This window comes from Edwardsiella sp. EA181011 (assembly GCF_000800725.1).
Taxonomy (GTDB): domain Bacteria; phylum Pseudomonadota; class Gammaproteobacteria; order Enterobacterales; family Enterobacteriaceae; genus Edwardsiella; species Edwardsiella anguillarum.
The window spans coordinates 1,684,743-1,700,536 of sequence record NZ_CP011364.1 but is presented as its reverse complement, the minus strand read 5'-3'; the positions used below and the strand labels follow the sequence as shown (position 1 = coordinate 1,700,536).

Annotated in this window: 12 protein-coding genes and 2 pseudogenes; 9 read left to right on the top strand and 5 right to left on the bottom strand. The window is 65.1% G+C overall.

All coding sequences use genetic code 11. The features are described 5' to 3' along the window. Positions 1-34 precede the first annotated feature (34 nt). From phrB to QY76_RS07515, 3 genes are all read right to left on the bottom strand, one after another. A complete protein-coding gene (gene phrB, locus QY76_RS07525; protein ID WP_034164204.1) occupies positions 35-1,465 on the bottom strand; it encodes a deoxyribodipyrimidine photo-lyase in 1,431 nt (476 codons plus the stop codon). A gap of 8 nt (positions 1,466-1,473) precedes the next feature. Further along, positions 1,474-2,427: a DUF1722 domain-containing protein gene (locus QY76_RS07520; RefSeq protein ID WP_034164203.1), complete on the bottom strand. Its 954-nt coding sequence runs from the start codon at positions 2,425-2,427 to the stop codon at positions 1,474-1,476. Between the two features lie 100 nt (positions 2,428-2,527). Continuing rightward, the gene (locus QY76_RS07515; RefSeq protein ID WP_034164202.1) at positions 2,528-2,728 is read right to left on the bottom strand and encodes a YbfA family protein; all 201 of its coding nucleotides are present in this window, start codon (positions 2,726-2,728) and stop codon (positions 2,528-2,530) included. Positions 2,729-3,137: 409 nt separating this feature from the next. Between QY76_RS07515 and QY76_RS07510 the strand changes: the two genes are divergently transcribed. The 6 genes and pseudogenes from QY76_RS07510 (at position 3,138) to kdpE (ending at position 11,045) form a co-directional block, all read left to right on the top strand. Next, complete coding sequence (locus QY76_RS07510; protein ID WP_034164201.1) at positions 3,138-3,227, top strand: ATPase; 90 nt, start codon at positions 3,138-3,140, stop codon at positions 3,225-3,227. Further along, positions 3,227-4,924: a potassium-transporting ATPase subunit KdpA gene (gene kdpA, locus QY76_RS07505; RefSeq protein WP_034164200.1), complete on the top strand. Its 1,698-nt coding sequence runs from the start codon at positions 3,227-3,229 to the stop codon at positions 4,922-4,924. The genes QY76_RS07510 and kdpA overlap by 1 nt, the downstream gene beginning before the upstream one ends. Positions 4,925-4,941: 17 nt before the next feature. Beyond that, positions 4,942-7,007: pseudogene (kdpB, locus tag QY76_RS07500) on the top strand (potassium-transporting ATPase subunit KdpB). 11 nt (positions 7,008-7,018) lie between these two features. Then, positions 7,019-7,624: a potassium-transporting ATPase subunit KdpC gene (gene kdpC, locus QY76_RS07495; RefSeq protein ID WP_034164198.1), complete on the top strand. Its 606-nt coding sequence runs from the start codon at positions 7,019-7,021 to the stop codon at positions 7,622-7,624. 26 nt (positions 7,625-7,650) lie between these two features. Next, complete coding sequence (gene kdpD, locus QY76_RS07490; RefSeq protein ID WP_045427872.1) at positions 7,651-10,359, top strand: two-component system sensor histidine kinase KdpD; 2,709 nt, start codon at positions 7,651-7,653, stop codon at positions 10,357-10,359. After that, on the top strand, positions 10,356-11,045 hold the full coding sequence (kdpE, locus tag QY76_RS07485; RefSeq protein WP_034164196.1) for a two-component system response regulator KdpE: 690 nt from the start codon (positions 10,356-10,358) through the stop codon (positions 11,043-11,045). The genes kdpD and kdpE overlap by 4 nt, the downstream gene beginning before the upstream one ends. An 83-nt stretch (positions 11,046-11,128) precedes the next feature. On the opposite strand, the gene pgm is transcribed toward kdpE, so the two are convergent. Next, positions 11,129-12,769 carry a phosphoglucomutase (alpha-D-glucose-1,6-bisphosphate-dependent) gene (gene pgm, locus QY76_RS07480; RefSeq protein WP_034164195.1) on the bottom strand — a complete coding sequence of 547 codons (1,641 nt, stop codon included), beginning with the start codon at positions 12,767-12,769 and terminating at the stop codon, positions 11,129-11,131. Between the two features lie 29 nt (positions 12,770-12,798). Continuing rightward, a pseudogene (seqA, locus tag QY76_RS07475) lies at positions 12,799-13,337 on the bottom strand (replication initiation negative regulator SeqA). Positions 13,338-13,600: 263 nt separating this feature from the next. Between seqA and QY76_RS07470 the strand changes: the two are divergent. From QY76_RS07470 to fldA, 3 genes are all read left to right on the top strand, one after another. Next, a complete protein-coding gene (locus QY76_RS07470) occupies positions 13,601-14,383 on the top strand; it encodes an alpha/beta fold hydrolase (RefSeq protein WP_370634786.1) in 783 nt (260 codons plus the stop codon). Positions 14,384-14,596: 213 nt separating this feature from the next. Then, a complete protein-coding gene (ybfE, locus tag QY76_RS07465) occupies positions 14,597-14,875 on the top strand; it encodes a LexA regulated protein (RefSeq protein ID WP_034164271.1) in 279 nt (92 codons plus the stop codon). Positions 14,876-15,059: 184 nt separating this feature from the next. Beyond that, the gene (gene fldA, locus QY76_RS07460; protein WP_034164192.1) at positions 15,060-15,587 is read left to right on the top strand and encodes a flavodoxin FldA; all 528 of its coding nucleotides are present in this window, start codon (positions 15,060-15,062) and stop codon (positions 15,585-15,587) included. Positions 15,588-15,794 lie beyond the last annotated feature (207 nt).

Here is a 15,794-nt window from a genome sequence, read left to right as displayed (position 1 = left end):
CTCCCTGTCTCTGCCACGCTGCGGCGCCTGCGCCTCATGCCGCGCCGTCGTCCCCGGCGCGGGCGCGGGCAAAGGCCAACAGCGTGTCCTGCCGCGCGCGGGCGTGATCGACCTGCGGATCGGGATAGTCTAGCACGCGCTGCCGCCGCAGCGCCCAGCGCTGAGGGTGATGAATGTCACTGTCCGGGACATCGCGCAGTTCAGGGAGCCACCGGCGGATAAACTGCCCCTGTGGATCATAGCGCTGCCCCTGTACACGTGGGTTAAAGATGCGGAAATAGGGCGCGGCATCGCAGCCCGTCGAGGCGGCCCACTGCCAGCCGCCGTTGTTCGCGGCCAGATCGCCGTCGAGCAGCTGACGCAGAAAATAACGCTCGCCAAGGCGCCAGTCGATCAGCAGATCTTTGACTAGAAAGCTGGCCGTCAGCATGCGCAGTCGGTTATGCATCCAGCCGCAGCGATTCAGCTGACGCATGGCGGCATCCACCAGCGGAAAGCCGGTCATCCCCTGCTGCCAGCGCTGCAGTCCCGCCGGATCGTCCCGCCAGCGGATCTGCGCCGTCCAGGGAATAAAGGGGCGATGGCGACAGAGATCCGGCCAGGCCACCAGCAGGTGGCGGTAAAACTCACGCCAGATCAGCTCATTTAACCAGGCCTCGGCGCCGGCGGATGGGGTTGGCGAGGCCAGCGCCTGCGACTGCAGCGCCGCCAGACACTGGCGCGGCGATAGCACACCCAGCGTCAGGTAGGGAGAGAGCCGGCTGGTTCCCGCCTGCGCCGGAAAATCGCGCCGGGCCGCGTACGCCGCCAGCGCCCCGTGGCAAAACAGCGTCAGGCGCGCCTGGGCCGCCGCCTCACCGGCGGGAAACAGCGCGCTATCCACCGCGGCATCCGGATAATCGAAGCGCGCGACCTGCGTCGGAGCCGCGGGGGTCGGCTGGCGCGGCGACGGCGCCGGCAGCACGCGCAGATCGACCGATGTCAGCCCGCGCAGAAAGGCGCGTTTAAACGGCGTAAAGACCTTAAACATCTGTCCCGCGCCGGTCAGCACCGTCCCCGGCGCCAGCAGCAGCGCGTCGTCAAAAAAATGGCACGGGATGGTCAGCGCGGCGGCCAACGCATCGTCGCGGCGCCGTTCATTCAGCTCATACTGACGGTTGACAAACAGCGCATCGGCGCACTCGCGCAGGCACACCGCGCGCACCGTCCGCGCCTGGGCTGCATAGTCGTCCACGCTCAGACAGTACAGCGGGATCCCGCGCTGCCCCAGCGCCGCCTGCAGCGCCGACAGATTCTGCCAGATAAACTGCGCCTGACGCGGCGCCATCTCCTGCGCCAGCCACTGGCGCGGCGTCGCCACATACAGCGCCACCACCCGGGCCCGGGCATCGGCGCAGGCCGCGTGCAGCGCCCGGTTATCCGTCATGCGCAGATCGCTGCGCAGCCACACCACGTGCGTCCTCATCGCGCCGCCTAATGACCGTAGCGCAGACGCAGGGCGTCCGGGTAGGGGGAGAAATAGCGCTGCGACGCCAGATAGTCGTCCGGGTATTCCCGTAGGTAGTGGTTGATCAGCGTCAGCGGCGCCAGCAGGGGCTGTATCCCCTGACGATACTGTAGGATCAGCTGGCTCAGCTCAGCACGCTGGGCAGGATTGAGGCGTGGGCTGAAGTAGCCCTGTACGTGCTGCAGCACATTGGTATGGTTACGGCGTGAGGCGGGCTGTCGCATCAGCGCCATCAGCCGGTGACGGTATTCTGTGGCAAACGCCGCCGTCGAAGGCCACTGGCCTATCTCCGCCACCATCCGCCCCAGCGCGCGATAGGCGGGCTGAGAGTGGGCCAGCAACAGCAGCTTATAGCGGCTGTGGAACGCCACTAGCGCCCCGCGGCTCAGCCCCGACGGCCACAGCTGGTTAAACTCGTGCAGCGCGTATACCCGGGCAATAAAGTTCTCCCGCAGCGCGCCGTCGCTCAGGCGCCCATCCTCCTCGACCGGCAGCCAGGGCATCGCCGCCATCAGGGCGGCGGCGAACAGCCCCATCCCGCTTTTACGTGCCTCGTGCGGCGTATACACCTTCACCCGCTCCATGCCGCAGCTGGGCGAGCGGGCGCACAGGATAAAACCGCACAGCGACTGCAGCTGCGGCAGCTGACGCGCGGCGAAATCCGCCATCGCCGCCGTATAGTCCAGCGCCGGATCCCGGCTGTTGACCAGCGCCACCGGCGACGACGCATCGCGGCGAGTCAGGCGCAGCGCAGGGCGCGGCGACGGCAGGCCGATCCCCATCTCGGGACACAGCGGCAGAAAGTGAAAAAACGGCGCCAGGGTATCGGCGGCGAAGGCGAAGCGCCGGTGACCGCCGTCAAAGCGCACCGCCTGACCGAGCAGGCAGGCGCTGATCCCGACAGGAATCGCAGAAGACATGGCGTGGCCCCCCTTGTTCTATCTCCATGACCGCGTGGAGTCTGTACGCCAAGTGTAGATCGCCGAACGGGGTTTGCCAGATATCGGGACGCGCGCGGACTCAGAAGAAGTCGGGGCGGACCTTCTCCGATTCAGCCAGCCACACCGGCTTGTCGCTGGTTTTCGACCAGACCCGGTGCAGATAGCTATAGAAGCGTGCTCGATCGTGACGCAGCAGCATCACGGGCAAGGCCAGGGTACCCACCAGAATCACGCCGCTGCGGCGCAGCCAGATACGCGGCCAGGAATAGCGCTGGTACATGTGACCTCCTTGCAAATACGCCCGCCGGTGCCGGGAGCGTCAAAAATCGGCCGGAGACGTGGCCGAAACAGCACCAACATAGCCCTGGAACGCACAAAGATCAAGCACTCATCCGACCACTTACGCCCCCGCGTACGCCGCTACGCAATAAAGGAGACACACGATAACGCCGGCCGATCTGGCGCATCGCCAGGCGCGACGCATACCCATGACCTGCACGGGGGATCCGCGCTATCCCCTCCTTTACCGCCGCGAGCCGACAGCCCGGCATCCCCTGACCATAGCCGCCCCCTCCCCGCGCGGCACCGCCATTTTTATACTTTTTTTACGGCGACGGCAGCGCTTTTTGCCTCATTTATATCCGGGAGCTCCTATCCTGATACCGTCATCGCGCTCAAGGAGATAAAAAATGACGCTGGGACTGATCGCCTGTGCCGTACTGGTGCTACTCCTGTTGGTTTATCTGGTGTACGCCCTGTGGCATGCGGAGGACTTCTGATGTTTACCAATGCACTAATGCTCATCGGTCTGCTGATGCTGCCGTTGCTGATCCTGGCACCGCCGCTGGGCAGCCTGCTGAGCCGTCTGATCGACGGCGAACCGTACCGCGCTATGGCGCGCACGGAAAACACCCTGTGGCGCCTGTGCGGCGTGACGCCCCATGAGATGGACTGGCGTCACTATCTGCTGGCGATCCTCGCCTTTAACCTGTTGGGCATTGCGCTGCTGTTCGCGCTGCTGATGGCGCAGGGTCTGCTGCCCCTCAATCCCCAGGGATTCCCCGGCCTGCGCTGGGATCTGGCTCTCAATACCGCCGTCAGCTTTGTCACCAATACTAACTGGCAGGCCTACAGCGGCGAGAGCAGCCTGAGCTACCTCAGCCAGATGGCCGGGCTCAGCGTACAAAACTTTCTGTCGGCGGCCAGCGGCATCGCCGTTTTGTTTGCCCTGATCCGCGCCTTCGCCCGCCACGCCGATCCGTCGCTGGGCAACGCCTGGGTCGATCTGTGGCGTATCACCCTGTATGTCCTGCTGCCGCTGTCGCTGCTGCTGAGCCTGCTCTTTGTCAGTCAGGGCGTGATCCAGAATGTTAGCGGCTATGTCAGCGTGACGCCGCTGGAGGGGGGCACTCAGCTGCTGCCGATGGGGCCGGTCGCCTCCCAAGAGGCCATCAAGCTGCTCGGCACCAACGGCGGCGGCTTCTTCGGCGCCAACTCCGCTCACCCGTTTGAAAACCCGACCGCGCTGAGCAACCTGCTGCAGATGGTGGCGATCTTTCTGCTGCCGACCGCCCTGTGCTTCGCCTTCGGCCGCAGCGTCGGCGACAGCCGTCAGGGCCACGCCCTGCTGTGGACCATGTCGCTGATCTTCATCGTCGCCGCAGGCTGTGTGATGTACGCCGAGCTGCAGGGGAATCCACATCTGATAGCGCTGGGCGCCGACAGCAGTGCCAACATGGAGGGTAAGGAGAGCCGCTTCGGCATCCTCTCTTCCGCGCTGTATGCCGTGGTCACGACCGCCGCCTCCTGCGGCGCGGTCAACGCCATGCACGACTCCTTCACCGCCCTGGGCGGCATGGTGCCGATGTGGCTGATGCAGATAGGTGAGGTGGTCTTCGGCGGCGTGGGCAGCGGCCTGTACGGCATGCTGCTGTTCGTGCTGCTGACCGTCTTCATCGCCGGACTGATGATCGGCCGTACCCCGGAGTACCTGGGGAAAAAGATCGGCGTCTATGAAATGAAGATGACCGCCCTGGCCATTCTGATCCCGCCGGCCCTGGTGCTCACCGGCAGCGCCATCGCGCTACTGTGCGACGCCGGACGCAGCGCGATCCTCAATCCGGGTGCCCACGGCTTCAGCGAGGTGCTGTACGCCTTCTCCTCCGCCGCCAACAACAACGGCAGCGCCTTCGGCGGCCTGAGCGTCAATACGCCGTTTTACAACCTGCTGCTGGCGCTGGCCATGCTGCTGGGGCGTTTCGGGGTGATCGTGCCGGTCATGGCGATCGCCGGCGCGCTGGCGCTGAAAAAGCGCCAGCCGGCGGGCAACGGCACCCTGCACACCCACGGCGCGCTGTTCGTCGGCCTGCTGGTAGGCACCATTCTGCTGGTGGGCGCCCTGACCTTTATTCCAGCGCTGGCGCTCGGCCCGCTGGCGGAACAGCTACAGATGACGCTGAGCGGCGTACGGCCATAAGGGAAGAGAGAGTTATCATGAGTCATAAACAGCGTGCACTATTCGAACCGGCCCTGCTGAAAACGGCGCTGCGCGATGCGCTGCGTAAGCTGGATCCCCGCGTCCAGTGGCACAATCCGGTGATGTTTGTGGTCTATCTGGGCAGCCTGCTGACCAGCTTTATCTGGCTGATGATCCTGTGCGGCCAGACCGACGGCAGCGCCGTCTTCACCGGCAGCCTGGCCCTGTGGCTGTGGTTTACCGTGCTGTTTGCCAACCTGGCCGAGGCACTGGCCGAAGGGCGCAGCAAGGCGCAGGCCGAGAGCCTGAAAGGGGTGAAGAAGAGCGGCTGGGCCAAAAAGCTGGCGCAGGCGCAGTACGGCACCCCGTGGCAGAAGGTGGCCGCCGAAAGCCTGCGCAAAGGCGACCTGGTTCTGGTCGAGGCGGGCGATACCCTGCCCTGCGACGGCGAGGTGCTGGAGGGCGGCGCATCGGTGGATGAAAGCGCCATCACCGGGGAGTCGGCGCCGGTAATCCGCGAGTCCGGCGGCGACTTCTCCTCGGTCACCGGCGGCACCCGCGTGCTCTCCGACTGGCTGGTAGTACAGTGCAGCGTCAACCCCGGCGAAACCTTCCTCGATCGCATGATCGCGATGGTGGAGGGTGCCAAGCGACGCAAAACGCCCAACGAGATCGCCCTGACCATCCTACTGATCGCCCTGACGATCATCTTTTTACTGGCCTGCGCCACCCTGTATCCCTTCTCACTCTTCGGGGCTCAGGTCAGCCAGATGGGCAGCCCGGTAACCGTAACCGTACTGGTGGCGCTGCTGGTCTGCCTGATCCCTACCACCATCGGCGGTCTGCTCTCGGCTATCGGTGTCGCCGGCATGAGCCGGATGCTGGGCGCCAACGTCATCGCTACCAGCGGACGGGCGGTCGAGGCCGCCGGGGATGTCGACGTCCTGCTGCTGGATAAGACCGGCACCATCACCCTGGGCAACCGCCAGGCCTCCGAGTTCCTGCCGGTCAGCGGCGTCAGCGAGCAGGCGCTGGCCAGCGCCGCGCAGCTGGCCTCCCTGGCGGACGAAACCCCAGAGGGACGCAGCATCGTGGTGCTGGCCAAGCAGCGCTTTAACCTGCGCGAACGCGACCTGAGCAGCCTGAACGCCACCTTTGTCCCCTTCTCCGCCCAGACTCGCATGAGCGGGGTCAACATCCAGGGCCGCATGATCCGCAAAGGCTCCGTCGACGCGATCCGCCGCTACGTCGAGTCCGCCAGCGGCCACTTCCCCCGCTCGGTGGAAGAGGCCGTCGAGCGCGTCGCGCGCAGCGGCGCCACCCCGCTGGTGGTGGCGGAGGATGCCCGCATCCTCGGCGTCGTCGCGCTGAAGGATATCGTCAAGGGGGGATCAAAGAGCGCTTCGCCGAGCTGCGGCGCATGGGGATCAAAACGGTGATGATCACCGGCGATAACCGCCTGACCGCCGCCGCCATCGCCGCCGAGGCGGGAGTCGATGATTTCCTGGCCGAGGCGACGCCGGAGGCCAAGCTGGCGCTGATCCGCCAGTATCAGGCCGAAGGACGTCTGGTCGCCATGACCGGAGACGGCACCAACGACGCCCCGGCGCTGGCCCAGGCCGACGTGGCGGTGGCGATGAACTCCGGCACCCAGGCGGCCAAAGAGGCCGGCAACATGGTCGATCTGGACTCCAACCCGACCAAGCTTATCGAGGTGGTACACATCGGCAAGCAGATGCTGATGACGCGCGGTTCGCTGACCACCTTCAGCATCGCCAACGATGTGGCCAAGTACTTCGCCATCATCCCGGCCGCCTTTGCCGCCACCTACCCACAACTCAACCAGCTCAACGTGATGCACCTGAGCTCACCGGCGTCGGCCATCATGTCGGCGGTGATCTTCAACGCGCTGATCATCGTCTTCCTGATCCCGCTGGCCCTGCGCGGCGTCAGCTACCGCCCGCTGAGCGCCGGCGCGCTGCTGCGGCGCAACCTGTGGATCTACGGCGCCGGCGGACTGGTGGTGCCCTTTATCGGCATCAAGCTGATCGATCTGTTATTAACCTTATGCGGCCTGGCTTAAAGGAGCCCACCATGACACAGCCCTTACTACGTCCCACCCTGGTCATGATGCTGGTGCTTACCCTGATCACCGGTATTCTCTATCCCCTGTTAACCACGGCGCTGGCGCAGCTGATGTTCCCCCTGCAGGCCAACGGATCCCTGCTGCTGCGCGATGGCCGCCCGGTGGGCTCTGCGCTGATCGGCCAGCCGTTCCAGCGCGACGACTACTTTTGGCCGCGCCCGTCGGCCACCGCCGGGCACCCCTACAACGCCATGGCGTCGGGCGGCAGCAATCTGGCGGTCAGTAACCCGCTGCTGACCCGGACGCTGGCCGCGCGCGCCGAACGCCTGCGCCAGCGCGATGCGCAGGAGCCCGTCGGCGAGCCGATACCGGTCGATCTGCTCACCAGCTCCGCCAGCGGCCTCGACCCGGATATCTCGCCGCAGGCCGCCCATTATCAGGCGGCGCGCATCGCCGCGGCGCGCGGACTCGCGCTGAGCCGCGTCGATGCCCTGATAGCCGATGACACCGAGCCGCGCTGGCCGGCCTTTCTCGGACAGCCGACGGTCAACGTATTGCGGCTGAATCTGGCGCTGGATCGGCTATCATCGGAGGCAACACCCCGCTTACGCTAACCGTTTTCGCTCGATAAGGATGTTTCATGGTTGATGATGAACAGCGCCCCGACCCCGACGCCCTTCTGGCCCAGGTCAACGACCCCGCGCGCGGCAGGCTCAAGGTCTTCTTCGGCGCCTGCGCCGGCGTCGGTAAAACCTACGCCATGCTGCAGGAGGCGCAGCGCCTGCGCGCCCAGGGGCTGGACGTGGCGGTCGGCGTCGTAGAAACCCATGGCCGTAGCGAAACCGCCGCCCTGCTCGACGGTCTGGAGCTGCTGGCGCAAAAGCGGATCCACCACCGGGGGCGCCAGATCCGCGAATTCGACCTCGACCGGGCGCTGGCGCGCGCCCCCGCGCTGATCCTGATGGATGAGCTGGCGCATACCAATGCGCCCGGCTCTCGCCACCCCAAGCGCTGGCAGGACGTCGAGGAGCTGCTGGCGGCCGGTATCGACGTGCTGACCACCGTCAACGTACAGCATCTGGAGAGTCTGAACGATATCGTCGGCAGCGTGACCGGCGTACAGGTGCGCGAAACGGTGCCGGACCGGCTGTTTGACGCCGCCAGCGAGGTCGTGCTGGTCGATCTGCCGCCGGACGACCTGCGTCAGCGTCTCAAGGAGGGCAAGGTCTATATTCCGGGTCAGGCCGAGCGCGCCATCGAGCACTTTTTCCGCAAGGGAAACCTGATCGCCCTGCGTGAGCTGGCCCTGCGCCGCACCGCCGATCGGGTCGATGATCAGATGCGCGCCTTTCGCAGCGGCCCCGGCGGCAGCCGGGTCTGGCACACCCGCGATGCCCTGCTGCTGTGCATAGGCCAGTACGCCGACAATGATAAGCTGGTGCGCACCGCTGCCCGTCTGGCCGGGCGGCTGGGCTGCGTCTGGCACGCCGTCTACGTGGAGACGCCGCACCTGCACCGCCTGCCGGAAAACGAGCGGCGCACCATCCTGCGCAGCATGCGCCTGGCGCAGGAGCTGGGGGCGGAGACCGCCACCCTCTCCGATCCCACCCCGGAGCGCGCCATCCTGCGCTATGCCCGCGAACACAATCTGGGCAAAATTCTGCTGGGTCGCCGCCAGCGCGAGGCCCGGCGTCTGCGCTGGCCCGGTGCCAGCTTTGTCGATCGCCTGGCCCGCCTGGGCCCCGACCTCGACCTGCTGATCGTCGCCGTCGAAGATCGCCCCAGCGGCCCGCGGGAAAGCGATCCGCGCCCGTTCGGCGAAAAGTGGCGGGTGCAGATCCAAGGGTTCCTGGTGGCCGCGGCGCTGTGCGCGCTGATCTCGCTGTGCGGCAGGCTGATGCTGCCCGCCTTCGATCAGGTCAACCTGGTGATGGTCTACCTACTCGGGGTGGTGGTGGTGGCGCTGTTCTTTGGCCGCTGGCCGTCGGTGTTCGCCGCCTGCATCAGCGTCGCCAGCTTCGATCTGTTCTTCGTGCAGCCGCAGTGGTCCTTCGCCGTCAGCGACGTCCAGTACCTGGTCACCTTTGGCGTGATGCTGATCGTCGGTATTCTGATCGGGAACCTCACCGCCGGCATGCGCTATCAGGCGCGGGTAGCGCGCTACCGCGAACAGCGCGCCCGCCACATGTATGAAATGTCCAAGGCGCTGGGCAACGCGTTAAATCACGACGCGGTGGTACACAGCGCCTGCGCCTCCCTTAATCACAGCTTTGGCGCCCGTACCACGCTGCTGCTGCCGGACGGCGACGGCCTGCTGCACCCCCGCCACGGCGATGAGGCCGGGGTAGCCAACGTCGATCTGGCCATCGCCCAGTGGTGTCTGGATCGTCGCCAGCCCGCTGGCGCCGGAACCGATACCCTGCCCGGCGTTCCCTATCAGCTGCTGCCCCTCTCCAGCGCCCAGAACACCTTTGGCGTACTGGCCATTGAACCGAGCAACCTGCGTCAGCTGATGGTGCCGGAGCAGCAGCGCCTGCTGCAAACCTATACCGTCATGATCGCCAACGCGCTGGAGCGCCTGCACCTGGCCCACAGCGCGGCGGCCGCCCGCCTGGAAGCCGAGCGGGAGCAGCTGCGCAACTCGCTGCTGGCCGCCCTCTCTCACGATCTGCGCACCCCGCTGACGGTGCTGTTCGGGCAGGCGGAGATACTGACGCTGGATCTGGCCAGCGAGCGATCGGCCCACGCCCCGCAGGCGGAGGAGATCCGCCAGCAGATCCTCAACACCTCGCGTCTGGTCAACAACCTGCTCGACATGGCCCGCATCCAGTCCGGCGGCTTCCGTCTGCGCAAGGCGTGGCAGTCGCTGGAGGAGATCGTCGGCAGCGCCATCCATACGCTGGAGCCGATGCTGGCCGGCCATCCCCTCGCCCTCAGCCTGCCGGCGGATCTGCCGCTGGTGAACTGCGACGGGGCGCTCATCGAGCGCGTCCTGCAGAATCTGCTGGAGAACGCGGGGAAATACGCCGGCAGCGCGGCCAGCATCGCCATCGGCGCTCGGGTCGGCGCCGACGGGCTCGAGGTGGAGTTAAGCGACAGCGGGCCGGGGATTCCCGCAGACCAGCTGCCGCATATCTTCAACAAGTTTACCCGCGGTGATAAAGAGTCCGCCATTCCCGGCGTCGGTTTGGGGTTAGCGATTTGCCGTGCCATTATTGATATACACGGTGGTAGAATCTGGGTCGAGAGCCCGCCGCAGGGCGGCGCCCATTTTCACTTTACCCTGCCGTTGGAAACCGTGCCGGAGATCGACCCGGAAACCGATGAGGAGATGACAGACAACCCGTGACAGCTGCCCCCATCACTATTCTGATCGTCGAAGACGAACAGGCCATCCGCCGCTTTGTGCGCGCCGCCCTGGAAAACGAAGGCTGGCGCGTCGCAGACGCCGATGGCCTGCAGCGAGGCCTGATCGAGGCCGCAACCCGCCAGCCGGATCTGATCATTCTCGATCTGGGGCTGCCGGACGGCGACGGCGTGGAGTTTATCCGCGATCTGCGCCGCTGGAGCGCCATTCCGGTGATCGTGCTCTCGGCGCGCTGCGATGAGGCCGATAAGGTTGAGGCCCTCGACGCCGGCGCCGAGGACTTTCTGAGCAAGCCCTTCGGCGTTGCGGAGCTGCTGGCGCGGGTACGGGTGGCGCTGCGGCGTCACACCCGCCAGCAGCAGGAGAGCCCGCTGGTCTGCTTCGCCGACGTCCAGGTGGATCTGCTGGCGCGCAGCGTCACCCGCTGCGGCGAGCGGCTGCACCTCACGCCGATCGAGTTTCGCCTGCTGGCCGAGCTTATCGCCAACAGCGGGAAGGTGCTGACCCAGCGCCAGCTGCTCAGCAGCGTCTGGGGCCCCAACTACGTCGAGCACAGCCACTACCTGCGCATCTACATGGGACACCTGCGCCAGAAACTGGAGGCCGAACCGGCCCGCCCGCGCCACCTGCTGACCGAGACCGGCGTCGGCTACCGCTTTATGCCTTAGCGGGCGCGATCGCCTCTCCCCGGACTACGCCCATAAAAAAACGCCGCGCAGTGCGCGGCGTTGCGGTAGGTGTAATGACGCGCTTAAGCGTTAGCCAGTACGGCGCTCACAATATCGACCGCCTCTTTCTCGATACGCTGGCGATGCTCCGCACCCAGGAAGCTTTCACAGTAGATCTTGTAGGCTTCCTCGGTGCCGGACGGACGCGCGGCAAACCAGCCGTTGTCGGTCATGATCTTCAGCCCGCCGATCGGCGCATCGTTGCCCGGGGCGCGGGTCAGACGGGCGGTGATCGGATCGCCCGCCAGCCGGTCCGCCTGCACCATCTCCGGAGAGAGACGGGAGAGCGCCGCCTTCTGGGCATGGGTCGCCGGTGCCTGCAGACGGTTATAGCTCGGCGAGCCAAAGCGCGCCGCCAGCGCATCGTAATGCTGCTGCGGATTCTTACCGGTCTGGGCGGTGATCTCTGCCGCCAGCAGGCACAGGATGATGCCATCCTTATCGGTAGACCACGGCGTGCCGTTGAAGCGCAGGAACGATGCCCCGGCGCTCTCTTCGCCGCCAAAGCCGAGGCTGCCGTCAAACAGACCGTCGACAAACCACTTGAAGCCGACCGGCACCTCCACCAGGCGGCGATCCAGCGCCTTAACCACCCGATCGATCATCGCGCTGGAGACCAGCGTCTTACCCACGGCCACCTCGGCCCCCCACTGCGGACGGTGGCGGAACAGGTAGTCGATGGCCACGGCCAGATAGTGGTTCGGGTTCATCAGCCCGGCCGGCGTTACGATGCCGTGACGGTCGTAGTCCGGGTCATTGGCAAAGGCCAGATCGAAGCGATCGCGCAGCGCCAGCAGCCCCGCCATGGCGCTCTCCGAGGAGCAGTCCATGCGGATCACGCCGTCGTGGTCCAGATGCATAAAGCGGAAGGTCTGATCGATATGGTCGTTGACCAGCGTCAGATCCAGGCCGTAATGCTCGCCGATGCGCTGCCAGTATTCGATACCGGAGCCGCCGAGCGGATCGACGCCCAGCTTCAGACCGGCGCGCTGAATCGCCGGCATATCGACGATATCACGCAGATCTTCGACGTAGGGCTGCACCAGGTCGCGCGCGTGGATATGGCCGCTGCGCCAGGCCGCGTCCAGCGTCAGACGCTTCACGCCGGCCAGATCCTGCGCCAGCAGCTGGTTGGCACGCTGCTCGATAACGCGGGTCAGATTGGTGTCCGCCGGGCCGCCGTTGGTCGGGTTGTATTTGATGCCGCCGTCTTCGGGCGGGTTATGGGAGGGCGTAATCACGATACCGTCGGCCAGCGCGCCGCCGCGACGGTTATGGGTCAGAATGGCATGAGACACCGCCGGCGTCGGGGTAAAACCATTGTTCTCCTGCACCACCACCGCAACGCCGTTGGCGCTCAGCACCTCCAGCACGCTGACGAAGGCCGGCTCAGAGAGCGCATGGGTATCTTTACCGACAAAGCAAGGTCCCTCGACGCCGTTGGCCTTGCGCACCTCGGCGATCGCCTGGGCGATCGCCAGAATGTGCGCCTCGTTGAAGCTTTGGCGCTGCGCGCTGCCGCGGTGACCGGAGGTGCCGAACTTCACGGCGTGGGACGGATTATCCGCCTGCGGACGCAGGCTGTAATACTGTGCAACCAGCTGAGCCACATTGATCAAATCGCTCTGCCGGGCAGGCTGCCCGGCGCGCGGGTGATTTGCCATCTGCGCTTCTCCCTAACGCTTGTTATTTATCAAATGGTGCCGCAAACCTTCTCGATCAGCTCCACGGGGAACTGCATCGCCAGCATGATGTGTTCGATCATCGCGCGCTTGCGGCCTGAGTTGGTATTGGTGATCACCCAATAAGGGGTGCCGGGTACCTGCTTGGGCTTGGTGTGATTGCCACTCTGCAGCAGCGTATTGCGATCGCCGGCAAAGTAGACGCGGGTGCGCCCGTGCAGGGCATCCGTTGCCGCCGCAAACCCATCGGCGTCAATGGCGTACAGCGTGGTCAGGATCAGCATAAAGCGACTGACCGCCCTGTTCTGTTCAGCATACTCGTCCGACAGCAGCAGCTCGCGCATGGTGCGCACGCGATCCTGCGGCCGGGATACCGCCGCGGCAGGGGGGTCACCAGCGCAGGAAGCGCCGCGCCAGCGACGGCGGCCGGCTTGCTCTCCATACCGACTTTCAGCAGCCGGCGCAGAATGTCGGAAGCACTCTCGCCAATCCGCTGGGTGTGGCTGGCAATATAGCGGTAGAGCTCCTCGTCGACTTCAATCGTTTTCATCGTTATCCAGTACTTTTGCTACGTGGTCAGATTGGATTATAAGGTTAAACGCCTTGAGCGGATAGCGTTTAGCGCCACGGCGGGGTGATTAACGTCCATTTTGGTGCCTGCGCGGCACAAAAGCGGCGCGGACAGCCATACGGCTCGGAAATCGGCGTAGATGCCCGGCCCGCTGGGGTCAACCCCGCCGAGCGGCGGACAATTCGCCGCCGGCGTGGTAACCTATACGCAACATTAACCGAACAATTTATCTCGCCATGATCCTGACCCTGAATCATCTGCTGCTGCGGGCGCCGCAGCCGCCGAGCCAACCGCCGCTGCTGCTGATCCACGGCCTGTTCGGTTCGCTGGACAACCTGGGCCAGCTCGCCCGCGCGCTCAATCCCCAGCGCGACGTACTGCTGGTCGATCTGCGTAACCACGGGCAGTCCCCCCATACCCCCGAGATGAACTATGACCTGCTCGCCGAGGATCTCATCGCGCTGATCGACGCCTACGGCCTGGCGCCGCTGGACATCATTGGCCACTCCATGGGCGGAAAAGCGGCGATGCGTCTGGCGGCGCTCGCCCCGCAGCGCCTGCGCCGTCTGGTGGTGCTAGATATGGCGCCGGTGGCCTACCCCACCCGCCGTCACGACGCGGTCTTTGCCGCCCTGAACGCGGTGCAGACGGCGGCGGTACAGACCCGCCCGCAGGCGGCGCAGATCCTGCGCCGCTTTCTGCAGCAGGAGGGGGTGGTGCAGTTTCTGCTCAAGTCCTTTTACCAGGGACGCTGGCGCTTTAATCTTGCGGCCCTGCAGCAGCACTACCCGCAGATCCTCGGCTGGCAGCCGCAGGCGCCCCACCCGGGGGCGACGCTGTTCATCAAGGGCGCGGACTCGCCCTATATTCTCGATGACTATCGCGAGGCGATCGCCCGCCAGTTTCCCTGCGCCCGCGCCCACGTGGTCAGCGGCAGCGGCCACTGGCTGCACGCCGAACAGCCAGACAACGTCCTGCGCGCGGTGCGCCGCTTTCTCGATCCCCCCTCCGGCGCAGGGGCGTGAAGCGTCCGGCGGATCGGATCGTGCCCTCATCGGTGCGGGAACGCGCGCCGACGCCGATAAGGGATTGTCGCTGCTCCACTCCCTGGGGTATGATGGCGCGCTAAAATGGGCGGCGCGTCCCCGTACGGTGCCGTCGGGGGAAATCCCGTATATACGTTAATCGGAGTCCGGGGTTCCCGTGCTCCCTTCTCCTTGCAGTACCGCTACCTGAATATGGCCAAAGAACAAACGGACCGCACGACGCTCGATCTGTTCGCGGAAGAACGTCGTCCAGGTCGTCCCAAAACCAACCCGCTTTCCCGGGAAGAGCAGCTGCGGATTAACAAGCGTAACCAGCTGCGGCGCGATCGGGTGAAAGGGCTGCGCCGCGTCGAGCTGAAGATGAATGAAGAGGCGGTCGATCTCCTCAACCGTCTGGCGCAGGAGCGCAACATCAGCCGCAGCGAGCTGATCGAGCAGATGCTGCTCCGTCAGCTACCGCTGGACACCTGACCCGCCCGGCGCAGCGCACAATGACGATAAAGCCGCGACGCCAAAAATGTTATAGTATTCGACTGGTAGGTAGGCTGGGTGTGTGACCGCGCCCGGTTAGGCTCAGCGCCTAATCCCGTCCGTCGCCCGCGACGGTCAGGGCACAGCCTGATTTAATTTCTGAGATAAAAGGTAAATTCGCGATATGGCAATCGTAGGTATTTTCTTTGGCAGCGACACCGGCAACACGGAAAACATTGCTAAGATGATCCAGAAGCAACTGGGTAAAGACGTTGCTGAAGTTCATGACATTGCCAAGAGCAGCAAGGAAGACCTTGAGGCGTTTGATATCCTTCTGCTGGGTATCCCCACCTGGTACTACGGCGAAGCGCAGTGCGACTGGGATGACTTCTTCCCCTCGCTGGAGGAGATCGACTTCTCCGGTAAGCTGATTGCGCTGTTCGGCTGCGGCGATCAGGAGGACTATGCCGAGTACTTCTGCGATGCAATGGGCACCATCCGCGAGCTAGTTGAGGCGCGCGGCGCCACCATCGTCGGCCACTGGCCGACCGCCGGATACCACTTTGAAGCCTCCAAGGCGCTGGTCGACAGCAACACCTTCGTCGGCCTGGCCATCGATGAGGATCGCCAACCGGAGCTAACCGCCGAGCGCGTGGACGCCTGGGTCAAGCAGCTCAGCGCAGAGATGCATCTGGCCGATATCCTGGGCTAATGCCTGTCGCCTGCCGGCGCGGAGCCCCGTTTAATAGCCGGCAGGTATTTCAGCCATCAATAAAAACGATAGTGCGCAGTTCGCTGCGTCATTTGTTTCTATCTTCCTCATTACTCGCGAGTTATATCTGGCCCACGCCGCGGGCACCCCACGCCGGACACGCCGCGCCACGGTTCCCATTTAGGGATATCGGCCTTATAATGAATC

Bases quoted from the DNA above. Each gene is read 5' to 3' on its own strand.
- phrB (WP_034164204.1), bottom strand. From the start codon at position 1,465: ATGAGGACGCACGTGGTGTGGCTGCGCAGCGATCTGCGCATGACGGAT.
- QY76_RS07520 (WP_034164203.1), bottom strand. From the start codon at position 2,427: ATGTCTTCTGCGATTCCTGTCGGGATCAGCGCCTGCCTGCTCGGTCAG.
- QY76_RS07515 (WP_034164202.1), bottom strand. From the start codon at position 2,728: ATGTACCAGCGCTATTCCTGGCCGCGTATCTGGCTGCGCCGCAGCGGC.
- QY76_RS07510 (WP_034164201.1), top strand. From the start codon at position 3,138: ATGACGCTGGGACTGATCGCCTGTGCCGTACTGGTGCTACTCCTGTTG.
- kdpA (WP_034164200.1), top strand. From the start codon at position 3,227: ATGTTTACCAATGCACTAATGCTCATCGGTCTGCTGATGCTGCCGTTG.
- kdpC (WP_034164198.1), top strand. From the start codon at position 7,019: ATGACACAGCCCTTACTACGTCCCACCCTGGTCATGATGCTGGTGCTT.
- kdpD (WP_045427872.1), top strand. From the start codon at position 7,651: ATGGTTGATGATGAACAGCGCCCCGACCCCGACGCCCTTCTGGCCCAG.
- pgm (WP_034164195.1), bottom strand. From the start codon at position 12,769: ATGGCAAATCACCCGCGCGCCGGGCAGCCTGCCCGGCAGAGCGATTTG.
- ybfE (WP_034164271.1), top strand. From the start codon at position 14,597: ATGGCCAAAGAACAAACGGACCGCACGACGCTCGATCTGTTCGCGGAA.
- fldA (WP_034164192.1), top strand. From the start codon at position 15,060: ATGGCAATCGTAGGTATTTTCTTTGGCAGCGACACCGGCAACACGGAA.